Here is an 18,524-nt window from a genome sequence, read left to right as displayed (position 1 = left end):
ACAACAATCTAAGCCATGCATAATGCTTATTTTGACTTTGCAGCACCAAGCAATGAACCGGTTATGAGCTTTGCTCCGGGATCCCCGGAAAGAGCCGCATTGAAAAAACAACTGGCCGCATACAAAGCTGTTGAGCAGGACATCCCCATGTACATCGGCGGTAAAGAAGTACGTACCGGTAAAACGGTAGACATTCGCCCGCCACATGAGATCAAACATAAACTCGGTCATTTCCATTCCGGTAATGCCAGTCATGTTACAGATGCCATCAACGCCGCACTGGCCGCACGCCAGCAATGGGCAGATACACCATGGGAACATCGTGCCGCCATCTTCCTGAAAGCAGCTGAATTACTCGCCACCAAATATCGCGCGCATACCAATGCCGCTACCATGTTAGGTCAGAGCAAAAGTGCTTACCAGGCAGAAATCGACAGCGCCTGTGAACTCATCGACTTCCTGCGCTTCAACGTGCATTATCTCACAGAGATCTATCGTCAGCAACCTATCAGTTCTCCCGGTGTGCACAATCGCCTGGAATACCGTCCACTGGAAGGTTTCGTACTGGCAGTAACACCTTTCAACTTCTCCGCTATCGGTGGTAACCTGCCTACTTCTGCTGCCATGTGCGGTAATGTTGTAGTATGGAAACCCGCTAATACACAAGTGTTTCACGCAAGCCTTTTCATGAAGGTCCTCATCGAAGCCGGTTTACCGGATGGTGTGATCAATCTTGTTTATGCAGACGGACCCACTATCGGCGAGGTGTGTTTTGCTCATGCAGACTTTGCAGGCATTCACTTCACAGGTTCTACCGGTGTATTCCAAACCATGTGGAAAACCATCGGCAACAACATTCACAAATACAAAACATACCCACGCATAGTAGGAGAAACCGGTGGTAAGGATTTTGTGATCGCACACAAGTCTGCTAATGTAGATGCAGTAGTAACTGCACTGGCAAGAGGCGCCTTTGAGTACCAGGGTCAGAAATGCTCTGCTGCTTCCCGCGCATACCTGCCCAGCAACATTGCAGAAGAGATCAAAACCAAACTCGCTGCTACCCTGAAGACCATGAAAATGGGTACTACAGAAGATTTCTCCAACTTCATCAATGCCGTGATCGATGAGCGTTCTTTTGATAAGATCGCTACTTACATTGATAACGCGAAGAAAGATGAAAAGGCAAAGATCATTGCCGGCGGTAACTATAATAAAACAGAAGGTTACTTCATTGAACCCACTGTGATAGAAACAACAGATCCTTTATACACTACCATGTGTGAAGAGATCTTTGGACCAGTACTCACTGTATACGTTTACGATGCAGAGAAATATGAAGAAGCATTGGCCCTGGTAGACAGTACCAGTACCTATGCACTTACAGGAGCTGTATTGGCACAGGACCGTTATGCACTGGAACTGGCTGCTAAAAAACTGGTGAACGCAGCAGGTAACTTCTACCTGAATGATAAACCAACCGGTGCTGTAGTAGGCCAGCAACCATTCGGCGGCGCCCGCGCTTCCGGAACTAATGATAAAGCTGGTTCTCAGTTGAACCTTTATCGTTGGTTAAGTGCGAGAACAGTGAAAGAAACACTGGTTCCACCAACAGATTACAGGTATCCTTTTTTACAGGAAGCTTAGATAAATAAAAAAAAGGTTGTATCGTTTGATACAACCTTTTTTTTATAGTGCTGCCTTGGCATCTTTATAATTATAGAACCATTTAAATGTTCTCTTAAATGGCTCTGCCTGTACCTTCTGATACCAGCTTTCGTATTCGCTTTTCAATCTGCCCGTTATCTCTGGCTGCTCAGCAGAAAGATCATGCAATTCTGAACGGTCATTCTCAATATCATACAACTGCCATTGTTCTGTATGCTCGGCAACCAGTTTCCACTTACCATCCAGTATAGCCTTGTTTCCTTCATGTTCCCAGAAAATGGGGTTTGTTCTTTTTATCTTTCCGCCTGTAAAGGCAGGTACGATACTGGTGCCTTCCAAAGGAGGAATGGAATTACCTCCAAATGTAGAAGGGTATTGCGTTTTACCCAGATCAACCAATGTGGCCATGATATCGGTAATATGAGCCGGCTGCCGTTCAAAAGTACCATTTTTGGAAGCCGGTATCCCTGCCGGCCAGGAAATAATACAAGGGGAGGAAATGCCACCTTCGTGTGTTTGGTGTTTATATCCCCAGAACGGTGTACAGCAAGCCTCAGCCCATCCTTGCCCCAGGAACACACTGGATTGAGAAGAACCGGGTATGGCGCCGTCGTATTTTGCTTCCGGCCCAGGCTCTGCATTGCCACCATTGTCTGAAACAAAGAGGATGACCGTATTATCAAAAACTTTTCTCTTTTTCAAACCCGCTACCAGATCTCCGATGCTCTTATCCATATGCGACACTACTGCAGCATAGATGGCCATGATGTGATCAAATTTTTCTTTATCCTGCTGGCTCAGCTGATCCCAGTCAGGAACATTTGGATTAAATGGTGTCAGTTTCGCTGAGGGATCGAGCAATCCAAGTTTGAGCTGTTTCTTGTATCGCTGCTCTCGTAATTTTTTCCATCCCTCCATGTATTTCTTTTTGAATTTTTCAATTTCATCGAGGGGTGCCTGCAAGGGGAAATGAGGTGCATTATATGCCAGGTAAAGCATAAAAGGCTTTTTTTCCTGTAACGCCCCATCTATAAACTTTAGACTGTATTGGGACCATAGATCTGTGCTATACCAGTCTTTAGGTAGTAAAGAACTTCTTTTAGCCAAAAGGATACCGTTATAAAAAAGTTTTGCATTCGGATGGTCGCCATAATAAAAACCTCCGGCTGGCGCACAGAGCGATCTGTCAAAACCACGTTTCCAGGGTACCACGCCCTGCTGCAAGCCTACATGCCATTTCCCGGCCATCGCAGTAAAATACCCTGCGTTCTTCATTACTTCACCAATAGTGACCGTGTTGTTATTCAACCGGCCCCGGTAAGCCGGGTGCTCCGGACCTTTATCTTCCATCATATGCCCCACACCAGCCTGGTGTGGATATATGCCGGTGAGCAAAGCGGCCCGGGAAGGACAACAGCGTGCTGTATTGTAAAAGTTGGTGAACCGGATACCTTTTTTAGCAAGGGCATCCAGATTGGGTGTTGGAATTTCACTGCCATAACATCCCAGATCAGCAAACCCAAGATCATCAGCCAGGATAACGATAACATTAGGCCGGTCCTGTGCAATAGTGGTTTCTATCGGGAAGATACCAATGGCAAATAACAATAGGGCTTTTTTCATCAGGTGTTGGACATTCTTTTAATTAAATGGTTTAAGCCAAGCAAAAAAAAGGCGCCCTTTTTACAGGGCGCCTTTTTTTAAATTTTCTTAATCGCTGCAATGGCTTCCTCCACATGTTGCGTGGCCTGCGTCATCGAATTGAACTGATGTACAACTGTACCACTCTTGTCCAAAACATAACTAACACGGCCCGGCATCATCATGGTTTTGGGCACACCAAATAACTTCCGTACGGCACCTTTCTCATCACTGAGTAAAGTAAAAGGCAGATGATATTTTTCAGCAAACTTCTTATGAGACGCTACATTGTCTGAACTGATCCCAACTACCTGCACACCTTTATCTGTGAACTCTGCAAAAGAATCACGGAAAGAACAGGCTTCTTTTGTACAACCCGGGGTATCATCCTTCGGATAGAAGTAGATCACCACCGGACCCTTCGCCAATGCTGAAGACAATTTGAAGTTAGCCCCATTTTGATCTTTCAATTCAAAATCAGGGATCTTTTCACCGTTCTTGATCTGTGATTTGGCAGAAGCGCCAAAGCCAAATATTGCCAGGGTAAGGAGCATGGTTTTTATGAATTTCATGATGTTTGATATTAGATATATCAAAGCTACAAAACCGGGATCATTCAGAAATGTTAAAACAGGAGATTTACACCGAGCCTGAAGGAGTTGAAAGCAAAGAAGTCGCTATTGATACCCACATTATGGCCAGAGTTCCTTGTTTTAACGAAACGATCGCTTTGCGCCCTTATCGTTTTCTCGTAATAATTGTAATTAAATAAATTACCCAGGGTAGCCATGAGGTTAATGTTATTCTTTAACCTGAACTGGATCCCGGGTTCGTAAAAAGCGCCCAGGTTGATAGTTTTTGCATCACCAGCGAATCCGCTGGACATGCTTTCCCCGTTTTCGCTATACCCTGCTGAAATGCCAAGGTCGTTATACACAGAGAAACGGCTGCTCCCGATAGGAACAATAAAACGAACAAATGGAGAGGCGGTATAACTATTTGAAGTGTAGAGATTATCTCCACCTGAATGGCTATAGCCTAACTTAATACCCAGTGCAGTGTTCTTCCTGATGTAAAAACCAAACTCCGGGGTAATGCTGTACGTAGTGTTGGTGCCTTTAGTTGTAACATAAGAAGATGGTGTACCAGTACCGGGAGGAACTGTATTGACCGTATTTTCCTGCGTTGTGCTGTTAAATCCTATACTTCCTCCAATGAAGTATTTCTTAGCCGGCGCATCCTGCGCAAATAAACTGGCACTTGAACATAAAGCTGCCGCAAACATGGTTCCGTAAAATTTTTTCATAATTGAGAATTGGGTTATGAGGAATATTGTCTCTACAAGTATAACTAGCCAAATCTTAATATAAAGTTAAATGACTATGCGTTAGATAAGTTCCTTTTAAATCAGAGTTTTTAATCTGGCCCATTAATCCTTATTTTTGATGCTTAAACACTTTTGTTTTGAAATCTATTTTGACAGATCGGCAATTAGCGATTACCATCGACCGGCTTAGTCACCAGCTGATAGAGAACCACCTTGGATTCAAGGACACGGTGCTCATTGGCTTGCAGCCAAGAGGGATCTATTTGTCTGACAGGATCTACCATAATCTGAAAAAGCTGCTTCCCGATACCCATATTGCCTACGGCAAACTGGACATTACCTTTTACCGGGATGACTATAAAAGTGAGAAAGGGCTCCAGGCGCCCAACGAAACAGATATTAATTTTTCCATAGAAAAAAAGCGGGTGGTGTTGATAGACGACGTGTTGTACACCGGCAGAACCATCCGTTCCGCCATGGATGCCATGCTGGATTTTGGCCGCCCGGCCGCCGTGGAGCTGCTTGTACTGATAGACAGGAGGTTCAGCCGAGAGCTTCCCATCCAGTCTGATTACACCGGAAGAACCATCGATGCTATCATAACAGAACGCGTAAAAGTGTTGTGGAAAGAACGGGATGGAAAAGACGAAGTTGTGTTGATTGCCTAAACCTCTTATATTTGCACCTTAGAATGTCATTATCTGTTAAACATCTACTAGGTATACGCGATCTGACGCGTCAGGATATAGAGCTAATCTTCCAAACAGCAGATCAATTAAAGGAGGTTTTGCAACGTCCTATTAAGAAGGTTCCCACACTTCGGGATACCACTATCGTCAATGTTTTCTTTGAGAATTCCACCCGTACCCGCATCTCTTTTGAGCTGGCGGAGAAAAGGCTGGGCGCTGATGTGGTGAACTTCTCCGCATCCGGTTCTTCGGTATCCAAAGGGGAAACACTGATAGATACCGTCAACAACATCCTGTCCATGAAAGTGGATATGGTGGTGATGCGGCATTCCGCAACAGGGGCTCCTCACTTCCTGAGTAAACATATTAATGTGCCCATCGTAAATGCCGGAGACGGTATCAACGAACATCCCACGCAGGCACTGCTGGATGCTTTCTCTATCAGGGAAAGGCTCGGCAGCGTGGAAGGCAAGAAGGTAGCCATCTGTGGCGACATCATGCATTCCCGTGTAGCACTCTCCAATATCTACTGCCTCAAGAAACTGGGCGCAGAAGTAACCGTGGTAGGGCCTCCCACACTCATACCCAAACACATTGCCAAAGCATTAGACGTGAACGTTAGTTACGACATCCGCGAGGCCCTGGCCTGGTGCGATGTGGCAAACGTACTGCGCATTCAGCTGGAAAGGCAGAACATGCCTTTATTCTCCTCCTTAAGGGAATATTCCCTGGCTTATGGTGTGAACCGCGCGCTGCTGGACAGTCTCCAGAAAGAGATCGTGATCATGCACCCGGGGCCCATCAACAGGGGAGTAGAGTTAAGTTCAGATGTGGCAGATTCCGGCCAGTCCATTATCCTGGACCAGGTGGAAAACGGTGTAGCTACACGGATGGCAGTGTTATATCTCCTTGCCCGGAAAGAACCGGTTTTCAATTAATCATTCTTCAAACTCTCTACAGGGTTCACCCTGGCAGCCCGCCAGGTTTGTGATACGATCGTGAGTAAACCTATCAGCAGCAACACAGCCAGGCTGATCAGCAAACTACCCATGCCGAAACTGATCCGCATCGCAAAGTTCTGCAGGAAGAACTGGCTCGCAAAGTAACCGACAGGTAGAGCTATACAAGCCGCTATCAGGATCAGTTTCAGGAAACCACGCGAGAGCAGGGTGATAATACTGCTAATACTGGCGCCCATTACTTTCCTTACACCAATTTCTTTCCTCCGTACCGCTGTATTATAGATCACCAATGCCAGCAATCCCATCGCAGCAATAATGATGGTCATTGCAGCCAGGAAACCTAAGAAGGAAACATCACTCAGGTTTGAATTGCCTTTAAACAATTCTTCTTTCAGCCAGGAGATCTGTAAAGGCTGACCGGGATATAATTTATTCCATACCGCAGTGATCTGTTTATTCAGCGCTTCTTTATTATCCGTATTCACTTTCAGATCTAATGTGTTGTAATTGCCAGGGGAAGGAAGGAATGCCAGTGGCGCTATCATTTTGCCTAAGTTTTCAAAATGAAAGTCCTTTACAATGCCTGCTACTTCTACCTGAAGGGAATCATTCATCCAGATGAGCTGACCAGCTTTCGCTTTCAGTTTTTCCGCAGCTTTCTGATTTAAGATGATCTGTTGTGTAGCCCTTTGTCCATTAAAATTATTACCCTCTACGAAACTGAGTCCCATCATGGAAATGAATGCCGCATCTGCATGATAGTAATCCACCTGCAGCTGTTCCTGTTCTTTGTGTGTAGCAAGCGGGAAACGTCCGCTGGTATATCTTCCAAAGTTGCCGGAAGTTGCTGCAACAGTCTCCACACCACTGATAGCACTCAATTCCTGCGCCAGTAAAGTTTCTTTGTTTCCCTGCAATTGCACCGCCACAACACGGTCTGGTGTAAAACCAGGGTCCGCCTTCGCCATAAATGCAAACTGCTGATAGAAGGCAGTGAGGAAAATAGTGATGATCAGTGAAATGGCGAATTGAAATACGAGCAGGCTTTTGCGTAGGTTCATCCTGCCGAAGATGCGGAAGGAGGGCATGCTTTTCAATACCTGCACCGGCTTGAAAGCAGAGAGTAACCAGGCTGGTAAAGTACCAGCCAGCAAACCGGTAAATACACCAAAGCACAGGAACACCAATATCAGTTTCCAGCTGGCACTCACCGCATGAATGTTTTCGTAACCACTGTTGAACAAGTTGAAACGCGCCATGAGCAAAAGCATCAGGTAAGCCGTCCCTAATGCGAAAAGAGAAATAGAAACCGCTTCAAAAATATATTGTCCGAAGATCTGTTTACGCGTAGCCCCGGAAACTTTGCGAATACCAATTTCCTTCGCCCTTGTTAAAGAACGTGCAATGGAAAGATTTGTATAATTAAAACAGGCAGAGATAAGGATGATCAGCATAATACCCAATGCGCCCATATGTTTAGCCCAGGTGCCGCCATTGTGCATATTGTTATACGTTTCCTCCCATGCCGGCGTGATGCTTCCTAGTGATTGTAACTGGAAGTGAATACTGCCCTGGTCTTCCTTTTTATAAAGTGCAGAAGCGATGCTGTTCAGTTCAGTCTTCAAAGCACTTTTATTTACATGTTCCTTCAGCATCACATAAGTATATGCTTTCTGTGGATCCCAGGTAAATGGTTTTTCATCCACACTGCTGGCAGAACCATAAGCATCAAAATCAATGTGGCTCTTTTCCTGCTGAGGTTTTAATACACCCGTTACCTGGTAGTCGCCACCGTTCTCTATAGAAATGATCTTCCCGATTGGGTCCACAGAACCAAAGAACCGTGTGGCCGCTTCGTCGCTTAATACAACACTGTTAGGTAATTGCAAGGCCGTGGCCGTATTCCCTTTCGCCAGTTCAAATCCGAATACTTTAAAGAAAGAAGGTTCTGTAAAAGCACCATGGATGCTCATCGTTTTGTTACCATCACTTACCTTGCCGTTCAGTGCAGGATATATTCGCACTACTTCTTCTGCCACACTATTATTAGTGAGCAGCGCTTGCCGCAGAAGCAGGGGAGAACTGGCCAGTTTCCAGCTGTTGCCTTCAGGGTTTTTCATCTCCGTGATCACACGATAAGTGCGTTCCGGATGCGGATGGAATTGATCGTAATCCATTTCCTTACTGATGCCGATAATAACGTTCATGCATACACTCATACTCAACGCAAGGCCGAATATGTTGATGAAGGTGAACAATTTATGCCGCGTGATATTTCTATAGGCAGTCAGAAGGTAATTACGGATCATGAAGGTGAATTTAGGTATAATCCCTTTTCAAAGGGAATGCCAGAGAAGAGTGATATGCATATGAATAGAATATAAATGTATATTTATAATAAAGTGTTCGATTACGGTCATCTTATGTTCGCTTGAGAACAATGCAAAAAATGATTAGTTTAGCTGCATGCGTACGATCTTATTACTGCTCGTCTCCAACGTATTTATGACCTTTGCCTGGTACGGCCATCTGAAACATACCGATGTGCCCTTATGGAAAGTGGTACTGATCAGTTGGGGGATTGCTTTTTTTGAATACTGTTTTATGGTGCCGGCTAACCGTTTGGGTTATATGGAAGGTTTTAACGGATTCCAGTTAAAGATGATCCAGGAAGTGATCACCCTTTCTGTATTTTGTGTATTTGCCATCTTTTTCCTGAAAGAGCCGTTGCGCTGGAATTACCTGGTATCCTTTTCCCTGTTATTAGGCGCCGTATATTTTATGTTTAAGAAATAACCTATGAAAAAAATGCTCCTTACAGGGTTTGCATCCCTTTACACTATACTCAGCTTTGCACAAGCCACTGATAATCCGCTAAGAACACCGCGGGATATGATGGTGGATTCCCTTGTCCGTTCCAGCTTTGCCATGGATCAATGTGTAGGACTCGTTGTAGGAATAATAAGGAACGGGAATATTTCCATTTATAATTATGGCGAAACCGTTCGCGGTAATGGCAAATTGCCCGATGAAAATACCGTATTTGAAATAGGTTCTATCTCTAAAACATTCACCGGTACGCTATTGGCTCTGCAAGTGAACCGTGGTAAAGTAAAGCTGGATGATCCCATTGGAAAATTCCTGCCGGATTCAGTTCCTACCCCTGTTTTTGATGGCACGCCGGTAACGATGGTATCCCTCAGTAATCACTCCTCCGGCTTCCCGCGTTTAGCGCCCAATATGTTCCAGGGCGCTCTGGATATGAAAAATCCCTATGCCCAATATTCCAATGAAAAGCTCTTCCGCTTCGTGAAGAATTTTAAACCGCAGAGAAGGGTGGGAGATAAATACGAATATTCCAACGTAGCTGCAGGCCTGCTGGGAGCATTATTAGCACGTAATGCCAATACGAATTATGCCACTTTGCTGGAAAGAGAAATTACGCTACCACTGCAAATGAAGGACACAAAGATCAAGCTCACGGAGTCTATGCAAAGTCGTTTTGCACAAGGATACACAAAAGAACTGGACCCACAGGGCCCCTGGGACTTCCAGGAGATCGCAGGTGCCGGAGGTATCCGTTCCACGATGCACGATATGCTCATTTATGCGAGGGCTAACATGAGCAAACAACCCACCACGCTGGAAAAAGCGATAGCCCTAACCCATATACAAACTTTTTCCGGAGAAAGCAGCGTAGGCCTGGGCTGGCATTTAGCCAACAGAGATGGCCGCCACTGGGTAGTACACAATGGCCAAACCGGTGGATATCATTCATTTATTGGAGTAGATGAAGAAACGGGTGTAGCTGTAGTGGTACTTTCTAATGTTTCCGAAGATAACCGTGTAGGAGCAAGGTTATTGGGGAGGATGTAGTTTGTTTTAGATGAAAAAGGCCATCCGCCTCTTAAAAAGAAAAAAACTTCTTGCAATAGAAAAATTTCCTCGCAAAAAGAAGAAAAAACCGCCCTTTGCAGCGCGGCAAACTTTAAATGAAAAACACTCTCATCCCAAAAAAGAAAGAAAAACCGCCCTTTGCAGCGCGGCAAACTTTAAATGAAAAAACACTCTCATCCCAAAAAAGAAGAAAAAACCGCCTTTTGCAGCGCGGCAAACTTTAAATGAAAAAACACTCTCATCCCAAAAAAGAAAGAAAAACCGCCCTTTGCTGCGCGGCAAACTTTAAATGAAAAACACTCTCATCCCAAAAAAGAAGAAAAAACCGCCCTTTGCAGCGAGGCAAATTTTAAATGAAAAAAACACTCTCATCCCAAAAAGAAAGAAAAACCGCCCTTTGCAGCGCGGCAAACTCCAAGATGAAAATCCACAAACGGTACACCGTTCACCAGATTAATGATTATTTTTGACAACTTGATTTAAACCAGGAAGCTATTTCATGTTAAATATCCGCAACTTTATTCTACTGGCATCCCTGCTAATGCCAGCCACTATCCGAACATCCGCTCAAACCGCTCCGGCACTAAACGCTGCAGAGATCAAACTCCAGCTCAAAAAACTCGCCACACTAGGAAGCGTACTATATATCGCCGCCCACCCGGACGACGAAAACACCAAACTACTAGGCTTCCTCTCAAAAGAAAGCCTCTACCGCACAGGTTACCTCTCCCTCACAAGAGGAGACGGCGGCCAAAACCTGATCGGCAACGAACAAGCAGAACAGTTAGGCCTCATTCGCACACAAGAACTCCTCGCAGCAAGACGAATAGATGGAGCAGAACAATTCTTCACCCGCGCCAACGACTTTGGCTTCTCCAAAAACCAGGAAGAAACCTTCACCATCTGGGACCGCAAAAAGATCTTAGGAGACGTAGTCTGGATCATCCGCAACTTCCAGCCCGATGTGATCATCTGCAGGTTCCCTGCAGACAGCCGCGCAGGCCATGGACATCACACCGCCTCCGCAGTATTAGCCGCAGAAGCATTTGATGCCGCAGCAGATCCAACAAAATACCCGGAACAACTCAGCAAAGTAAAAGTATGGCAAGCCAAACGCATATTATGGAACACCTTCAATTTCGGTGGTAACAACACCACATCTGAAGATCAGTTCAAAATGGACCTCGGCGCCTATAACCCTTTACTTGGCAAAGGTTTCGGAGAAATAGCCGCAGAAAGCCGCTCCCAGCATAAAAGCCAGGGCTTCGGCGTTCCATCCAGCAGAGGTACTTCCATAGAATATTTCGAAACCATCAAAGGAGATAAACCAAAGACCAGCCTGATGGATGGCATCCAAACCGACTGGCCCCGTATAAACCAAAAAGCCATCCAGGAACTGGTAAACGCCGCCGGCAAAAATTACAACATGGAAAACCCATCAGCCACCATCCCACAGCTGTTGGAGATCCGCAAAAAGATCAAAGCACTACCGGACGGTTATTGGAAAACACTAAAACTCCGCGAAACAGATAAACTGATCCTCGCCTGCGCAGGCATCTGGGCAGAAGCATTCAGCACATCCGCAGAAGTAGTACCCGGTGAAACAATGGGCAGCAATCTTCAGCTGATCAACCGCAGTAACATAACCGTAACGCTGGAAAAGATCAGCATCAACGGAAAAGATACCGCTATTCAGCAACCACTTGCTTACAACAAGTTCACCACCTTCCAGAAAACAGTAGCCATCCCGGCAGAAACAGCTATATCACAACCTTACTGGCTGCAGGAGCCACATCCGATCGGCACCTACACCATAAAAGACGAAAGCCTGATAGGCCACCCGGAAAACATCCCAGCCCTCAGCGCTACTTTCTATTTAAAAGTAGAAGATGAAGTGATCGCAGTAGAAAGACCTTTCATTTATAAATTCACAGATCCCGTAAAAGGAGAAATATACCGTCCGCTGGTGATAGCACCACCAGTCATTGCATCACTCAGCAACCAGGTGTTCGTCTTCACCAAAACAGAACCACAAACTGTTCCGGTAAAGATCCACTCCATGAAGAGCAATGTGAGTGGTACCGTAAGTTTGCAATTACCAGCAGGGTTCAAAGCAGATAAAGCTTCCATCCCATATTCCCTCACAGGAAAAGGAGATGAAACAGAAGTAATATTCCATGTTTCCCCCGTAAAAATAAACGGCCAGAATATCGTAGATACCATGACCGTAGCCGTATCCACTAACGGAAAGGAGTATACGCAAAGCATGACCACCATCGAATATGATCATATTCCTTCCATCACTATTTTCCCATCTGCCAGCGCAAGACTCGTTACGGTAAACCTGAAATACAATGGCCGCAAACTCGGTTACATTCCAGGCGCAGGAGATAAAGTAGCAGAATCATTACGCCAGGTAGGATACGAAGTAAGCCTGCTGGGAGAAAAAGAGATCATGCAGGGAGACCTTGCACAATTTGATGCCATCATCACAGGTGTTCGCGCATACAACACACAAGATCGTCTCCGTTACTGGCAGCCACGTTTACTGGATTATGTAAAGAACGGCGGCACATTGCTGATCCAATATAACGTAAGCGGCAACCTGGCCACAGACCAGCTCGGCCCTTTCCCTTTCAGCCTCTCTCGCGACAGGACAACAAACGAAGCAGCTCCCGTAAAATTCCTGTTACCACAGGATAAAGTATTCACTTATCCAAACGAAATCGGCCAAAAAGATTTTGACGGCTGGATACAGGAACGTGGATTATATTACCCTGCCAGCGTAAACAGCGCCTACCTGAAACCATTAGAGATGAATGATCCCGGCGAACGTTCGCTGGATGGATCAACAATTATAGCCAACTACGGTAAAGGAAAATACGTATATACCGGTTTAGCCTTCTTCCGCCAGCTACCAGCTGGTGTTCCAGGAGCATACCGTTTATTTGTGAACATGATATCGAAATAATTATGAGTAATCAAAGCTTCAGCCGTTTTAGGATCTCAGCGCTCTTCTGTATCGGATTGGCACTGCTGCTCGGTTTCATGATGAAAAACGTACGCGTTGGATTATTGATAGGCCTTGCTTTAGGATTATTAAGCGGAGCTTTTTTATCTAAAAGGAATTGATCATGACTGAATCAAACGAGAAGCCACCCTTATTTTCACGTTGGTCCACCTGGTATTGGGTTATTGCCGGCTGGCTCGTGGCATTGATCATTTTTTTCTATCTGTTCACCAAAACATATTCATGAGTTTTCAGGACTGGATCGTACTTGTTTTCACGTTAACTGCTATCATTTTATACGGGGTCTGGAAAAGCCGCGGACAAAAGAACATGGACAGCTATTTCATGGGAAACCGCACCATGCCATGGTATATCGTGTTGCTTTCTATCATGGGTACACAGGCCAGTGCCATCACTTTCCTGTCCGCTCCCGGCCAGGCATATGCAGATGGCATGCGTTTCGTGCAATACTACTTTGGGCTGCCGCTCGCCATGATCGTGATCTGTATAGCATTCGTCCCCATTTTCAGCAGGTTGAAAGTGATCACCGCATACGAGTTCCTGGAGAAACGTTTTGACCTGAAAACACGTACGCTCACCTCTTTCCTGTTCCTCATACAACGCGGTTTGTCCACTGGTATCAGTATCTATGCGCCTTCTATTATATTGTCTTCTTTATTAGGCTGGAACATCTATTACACCAATATTGTAATGGGTGGGCTGGTGATCTTTTATACTATGTACGGTGGCACCAAAGCCGTATCCTACACACAATCCCTGCAATTAGCCATCATCTTCACGGGCATGTTCCTTTCAGGCTGGATGGTCGTAAAACTGCTGCCGGACAACATCGGTTTTTCAGAAGCCCTGCATGTATCCGGTAAAATGGGAAAGCTGAATGTGATCGTAACTGATTTCAATCTAAAAGACCGATATAACATTTGGAGCGGCGTAATAGGAGGTTTCTTCCTTGCACTCTCTTATTTTGGTACAGACCAAAGCCAGGTAGGACGTTACCTCACTGCTAAAACTTTAACTGAAAGCAGGGTAGGCCTGCTCATGAACGGTCTCGTAAAAGTACCCATGCAATTCCTGATCATGCTGATAGGAGCATTGGTATTTGTTTTCTACCTGTATTTCAGAGCACCTATCACTTTTAATAAAGGCGAACTGGACAGGGTGCACAACACAAAATATGCACCCTTAATGGCAGAACAGGAAGCGCGATATGATTCCCTGTTCACTGTAAAAGAAACACATGTAAAAGCCATGGCAGCAGCCCTGGAAACAGATAACGAGAAACAGATAAACGAATTACAGGTGTTGTTGAAGGATGCAGATACCTTGTCCATGAAAACAAGGGATTCCGCCCGAAAGCTGATCCGCACAGCCTTACCCGGTGCAGAGGACAATGATACCAACTACATTTTCCTCCATTTCGTAGTGAACAATCTCCCCAAAGGATTAGTAGGATTGTTGATCGCCATTATTTTCCTCGCTTCCTGGGGAAGTATTGCCGGCGCTCTTAATTCCTTAGCATCCAGTTCCATGGTAGACATCTATCAACGCCTGATAAATCCCAACTGCTCTGATGCAGAAAACTTACGGATGTCCAAATACATAACGTTAGGCTGGGGTATTTTCAGCGTAGCCGTAGCCATGTTTGCGACAAACTTAGGCAGCCTGATAGAAGCCGTAAACATCCTGGGCTCCTTATTCTATGGCACCATATTAGGTATTTTTGTAGTCGCCTTCGGCATGAAAAAGATCAGGGGCACAGCCGTTTTTCAGGGAGCAATCATGGCCGAAATAGGCGTAGTTCTTGTTTGGCTGCTGGATATTGTTTCTTTCCTATGGCTGAATCTGATTGGATGTGCATTCGTGATGCTCTTCGCCTGGCTGTGGCAATTAATAGCACCAAAGAAAATTAACACAATTCCATAAAAAAGGAAAAAGTTTGCCGCGCTGCAAAGGGCGGTAAACTTTTTATTTAAAATTGAAATACTATTTCTTTAAATAAATCATCCTTTCCTCAAAGAAAAAACACAGCCCTCTTCTAAAACACCCATCCTTAAACAAAAAACATCCCTTTAAAAGAAAAAAAACTCCCCCCTGCAGCGGGCAAAATCATCCTTCCCCAAAGAGAAAAAACATCCCTCTTCTAAAACACCCATCCTTAAACAAAAAACCACCCCTAAAAAGAAAAAAAACACCGCCCTTTGCTGCGCGGCAAGCTCTCTACATAAAAAAAGAGGCCGATCAAAACGACCAGCCTCTCAAAAAATTATCGCAGTAAGCAAACTACAAATTAGCCATCAGCTTCTCATTCAAAGCCACATAGTCATCATTCTTCGCTTCCTTCGCCAAAGCAATAGACTGCAAAGCAGTAGCCTTCGCACCCGCTTTATCACCCAATCTAGCCTGTATCTTAGCTTTCAGGTGAAAAATGTAGAAAGCCTTAGGCGCTTCTTTCGTAGCAGCATCAGCCCAGCTCAACGCCTTTTTCAGATCTTTACCAGAGTCATAATAATAGGAAGCCGCAGAGAAATAAGGTTTCTTTTCAGTCGCCATGGCACTATCGATCTGCGCCATTACTTTACCATCAATATCAGCAGTGATCTCAATAGGCACAAGCGTTTTCTCCCAGGCCAGCATCATCGTCATCGCAGTAGGACGAACATTCTCAAACATGATCATGAACGATTCAACAGCGAAAGGCAATTTTTGTGATTCCGTCTGAAACCGCACCAGATCATTTTCTTTCTTGTAACCATCAACACCCCAGTTCTTCAGGCCATCGTTAATTATAATCTCCCAGCCAGTTTTGGAAGGAACAGTATATAATGCATAAGAACCAGCAGGTACAGCTTGTCCATTCAGCTTAACATCTTCACCAAAAGTGATCTTGGTAGGATTGTTAGCACCAGTACGCCATAATTTGTCATAAGGTACGAGGTCGCCCATAATAGTACGCCCTTTAGCCAGCGGACGGGAATAAGTAACTTCTACAGCAGAAAGCGCAAATTGCTGTTTGATAGTTTGGGTAGGACTGGCCGCTGGTGTTTTAATACCCTGGCCCATAGAAGCAGATGCAGTTAGCAGGCAAACCGCCACAGCAGATAGAAATTGTTTCATAGTTTATTATTTGGTGGTAAGAATTCTGCGCGAATGTAAGAAAACCTATTCAATCAATCCATTCCGGAATGCATAGAGTACAAGGCCTACAGTGTTTTTTACGTTAAGTTTCTCCAGCAGTTTCTGCCGAAGGCCTTCCACAGTACGGGGGCTCAGGAAGATCTGCTCAGAAATTTCCTGCGTAGTGAATTCATTGCAAATGAGCTTCAGTACTTCCAGCTCCCGGTCACTGAGCTGTACTTCGTTCTTGAAAGTAGGTTTGAATTGTTGCTTGTTTTTGTGGAGTACCTTTTTAAGCAGGGCAAGGTTTACATTTTCATTGAAGTAGAAACCTTTATCAAAAGTAGTGCAGATAGCTTCGTAGATCTCTTCCGGCTCACTGTTCTTGAGCAGGTAAGCGTTGGCGCCGTTCTCTACAAGGTGAACGATGAAGTTGTCGTCTTCATACATGGTGAGGATGATCACCTTTACCTGGGGATATTTTTCTTTTACTTTGATGGTAGCCTGGATACCATCCATTTTAGGCATCTTGAGGTCCATCAGGATCACATCAGGTTGTTGTTCCTGCATGATCTCCAGGAGATGTTCCCCGTCTTCCGCTTCAAATACCACATTAATATTGGCATAGGGCGTGAGCGTATTGATCACCCCACTACGGAATATTTTATGGTCGTCAGCAATGGCGACTTTGATTGGCGGTAGCATAAACGGAATAAGTTTAACTTACTAAAACAGGCTGATAGTTATCCACCCGGATCTCAGCAACAGTGCCTTTTGGCAAATTTTCCACAAAGTTGATATTTCCGCCGATAATATTCAAGCGGCTTTCGATATTTTTCAACCCTAAATGTCCTGTTTTTTTGCGGAATTCGGTGAGATCCTTAATTAATTTGCTATTCCCGTCGTCTTCAATGCGAACGGTTAGCAGGCTGGGAGAGCTTTCATACGTGATCAGCACGTTATGGGCTTCCGCGTGTTTGAGGATATTATTGATCAGTTCCTGCACAACGCGATACACGTTCAGGGCCTTTTCCCGGTCAACCGGGTAGCTGGTACCATCTGTACGGAAGGAGATCAGGATCTGTTTGTTCTTGTTCATCAGGCTGGAGAAGGAATCCAGCGCATGGCTAAGGCCAAGATTTTCGAGGGTGGTAGGGTGGAGGCTTTGGGAGATGAACCGTAGTTGTTGTATGATGGTGTCTGTAAATTCCTTGGTTTCCTTGATCCGCTCCACTTCTCCGTTGCTGGCCAGCTGCTGAAGATGGTTCAGGTTGAGTTTCAGTACGGATAACTGCGCGCCCACTTCATCGTGGAGGTCTTCCGCTATCCGTTTGCGCTCAATTTCCTGCCCCTGTAATACAGCTACCAGTCGTTCTTTCTGGATTTGAAGGTCTTTATCCTTCAGCTTCAGTTTATACTGAACCACCTGCTTTTGCTGTAATACAACCATTACCACAACAAAAATACCAAGGCTCAGCATAACGATGGTGCCTATTAATATTAATTGCAGTGTGTTCATCTTCTGACTCCTTTGATTTTTAAGAGCCCAATATAAAAAAGAATTGCCTGAAATATGCCTCCACTCCATGTTAAAGAAGCCGTAACCCTGAAAATAGAGAGCAGTTCTTCACCCGGAGGGCCCTTTTGGAGGAAATTAAAGCAAAGGTCCAGCGGGAAGGAACAGCACAGGCTCACAAAGAGGCCCGCATTAAACCAGAAAGCAGGAAGGGTATTGATGTAAATAGATTGTTCGATCAGACTTTCATCCCTCATTAACTGGAGGAAGAATATCACACCGTAAATAATAAGCACAAAGGTGCGGAACGAAATGAAAATGGAGTTAAATACGAAGGGGCCTTCCAGTATCGCAAAATCTACGACACAAAGAATAAAAGTGGCACCCAGTATCATCTGTAAGATCTTTTTGGCTTTGGGATGTTTTAGGACGTTAATGTAAAAGATCGTGAGGATGAAAAACTGAACGAGCATCATCGCGGTGATGAAGATCATATTATTATGATAGATCCTGGCTATGATATCCGATACCACGCCCATAAAGGCATTCGCGATAGCATATGCGAAGATCACCCGTTCTTCCTTATTAAGGAATCGGAAATTTAAAAAGAAGGGGATCAGAAGTAATACTTCGATCCCCACCATGGAATAAAAGATATAATGATGAAGATGCATTTAGT

17 protein-coding genes are annotated in these 18,524 nt (G+C 44.9%); 9 read left to right on the top strand and 8 right to left on the bottom strand.

Annotated features, from left to right (window positions below; all coding sequences use genetic code 11):
- The first annotated feature begins 15 nt into the window (after positions 1–15).
- Entirely contained in the window at positions 16–1,647 is a 1,632-nt protein-coding gene (gene pruA / locus GFS24_RS05430) for an L-glutamate gamma-semialdehyde dehydrogenase (RefSeq protein WP_153658564.1), read from the top strand.
- A gap of 42 nt (positions 1,648–1,689) precedes the next feature.
- Here pruA and GFS24_RS05425 read toward each other — a convergent pair whose 3' ends face one another.
- From GFS24_RS05425 to GFS24_RS05415, 3 genes are all read right to left on the bottom strand, one after another.
- A complete protein-coding gene (locus tag GFS24_RS05425; RefSeq protein ID WP_153658563.1) occupies positions 1,690–3,291 on the bottom strand; it encodes an arylsulfatase in 1,602 nt (533 codons plus the stop codon).
- Between the two features lie 77 nt (positions 3,292–3,368).
- A complete protein-coding gene (locus GFS24_RS05420) occupies positions 3,369–3,881 on the bottom strand; it encodes a peroxiredoxin (RefSeq protein ID WP_253906402.1) in 513 nt (170 codons plus the stop codon).
- A gap of 53 nt (positions 3,882–3,934) precedes the next feature.
- Positions 3,935–4,615 carry an outer membrane beta-barrel protein gene (locus GFS24_RS05415; protein WP_153658562.1) on the bottom strand — a complete coding sequence of 227 codons (681 nt, stop codon included), beginning with the start codon at positions 4,613–4,615 and terminating at the stop codon, positions 3,935–3,937.
- Positions 4,616–4,773: 158 nt separating this feature from the next.
- Between GFS24_RS05415 and pyrR the strand changes: the two genes are divergently transcribed.
- Both pyrR and GFS24_RS05405 read left to right on the top strand, forming a co-directional pair.
- A complete protein-coding gene (gene pyrR, locus GFS24_RS05410; protein ID WP_153658561.1) occupies positions 4,774–5,304 on the top strand; it encodes a bifunctional pyr operon transcriptional regulator/uracil phosphoribosyltransferase PyrR in 531 nt (176 codons plus the stop codon).
- 23 nt (positions 5,305–5,327) lie between these two features.
- Positions 5,328–6,263 (top strand): aspartate carbamoyltransferase catalytic subunit, encoded by a 936-nt coding sequence (locus GFS24_RS05405; protein ID WP_153658560.1) that lies wholly within the window; start codon positions 5,328–5,330, stop codon positions 6,261–6,263.
- Here GFS24_RS05405 and GFS24_RS05400 read toward each other — a convergent pair.
- Positions 6,260–8,596 (bottom strand): ABC transporter permease, encoded by a 2,337-nt coding sequence (locus GFS24_RS05400; protein WP_153658559.1) that lies wholly within the window; start codon positions 8,594–8,596, stop codon positions 6,260–6,262. The genes GFS24_RS05405 and GFS24_RS05400 overlap by 4 nt on opposite strands.
- A 157-nt stretch (positions 8,597–8,753) precedes the next feature.
- Between GFS24_RS05400 and GFS24_RS05395 the strand changes: the two genes are divergently transcribed.
- The 6 genes from GFS24_RS05395 (at position 8,754) to GFS24_RS05370 (ending at position 15,138) form a co-directional block, all read left to right on the top strand.
- Positions 8,754–9,083 carry a DMT family protein gene (locus tag GFS24_RS05395; protein WP_153658558.1) on the top strand — a complete coding sequence of 110 codons (330 nt, stop codon included), beginning with the start codon at positions 8,754–8,756 and terminating at the stop codon, positions 9,081–9,083.
- A 3-nt stretch (positions 9,084–9,086) separates the two neighbouring features.
- Complete coding sequence (locus GFS24_RS05390) at positions 9,087–10,163, top strand: serine hydrolase (RefSeq protein WP_153658556.1); 1,077 nt, start codon at positions 9,087–9,089, stop codon at positions 10,161–10,163.
- Between the two features lie 10 nt (positions 10,164–10,173).
- The gene (locus tag GFS24_RS05385; protein ID WP_153658555.1) at positions 10,174–10,347 is read left to right on the top strand and encodes a hypothetical protein; all 174 of its coding nucleotides are present in this window, start codon (positions 10,174–10,176) and stop codon (positions 10,345–10,347) included.
- A 126-nt stretch (positions 10,348–10,473) separates the two neighbouring features.
- Positions 10,474–10,641 (top strand): hypothetical protein, encoded by a 168-nt coding sequence (locus GFS24_RS05380; protein ID WP_153658553.1) that lies wholly within the window; start codon positions 10,474–10,476, stop codon positions 10,639–10,641.
- 42 nt (positions 10,642–10,683) lie between these two features.
- Positions 10,684–13,155 carry a PIG-L family deacetylase gene (locus tag GFS24_RS05375; RefSeq protein WP_253906401.1) on the top strand — a complete coding sequence of 824 codons (2,472 nt, stop codon included), beginning with the start codon at positions 10,684–10,686 and terminating at the stop codon, positions 13,153–13,155.
- A gap of 282 nt (positions 13,156–13,437) precedes the next feature.
- Positions 13,438–15,138, top strand: a complete 1,701-nt coding sequence (locus GFS24_RS05370; RefSeq protein WP_153658552.1) for a sodium:solute symporter — start codon at positions 13,438–13,440, stop codon at positions 15,136–15,138.
- 357 nt (positions 15,139–15,495) lie between these two features.
- On the opposite strand, the gene GFS24_RS05365 is transcribed toward GFS24_RS05370, so the two are convergent.
- The 4 genes from GFS24_RS05365 to GFS24_RS05350 are packed head-to-tail and all read right to left on the bottom strand — an operon-like array spanning position 15,496 to position 18,519.
- Positions 15,496–16,329, bottom strand: coding sequence for a DUF2911 domain-containing protein (locus GFS24_RS05365; RefSeq protein WP_153658550.1), 834 nt, complete (start codon positions 16,327–16,329; stop codon positions 15,496–15,498).
- Positions 16,330–16,374: 45 nt separating this feature from the next.
- Positions 16,375–17,034, bottom strand: a complete 660-nt coding sequence (locus GFS24_RS05360; protein WP_153658549.1) for a response regulator transcription factor — start codon at positions 17,032–17,034, stop codon at positions 16,375–16,377.
- A 13-nt stretch (positions 17,035–17,047) separates the two neighbouring features.
- Positions 17,048–17,848 carry a sensor histidine kinase gene (locus GFS24_RS05355; RefSeq protein ID WP_173002973.1) on the bottom strand — a complete coding sequence of 267 codons (801 nt, stop codon included), beginning with the start codon at positions 17,846–17,848 and terminating at the stop codon, positions 17,048–17,050.
- Entirely contained in the window at positions 17,845–18,519 is a 675-nt protein-coding gene (locus tag GFS24_RS05350; protein WP_153658545.1) for a hypothetical protein, read from the bottom strand. Before GFS24_RS05350 ends, GFS24_RS05355 begins: the two co-directional genes overlap by 4 nt.
- Between the last annotated feature and the right edge of the window lie 5 nt (positions 18,520–18,524).

It is taken from the genome of Chitinophaga sp. SYP-B3965 (assembly GCF_009647655.1).
GTDB lineage: Bacteria > Bacteroidota > Bacteroidia > Chitinophagales > Chitinophagaceae > Chitinophaga.
Note: the sequence above shows the minus strand (reverse complement) of the source record. Positions and strands in the feature narration are given on the sequence as shown.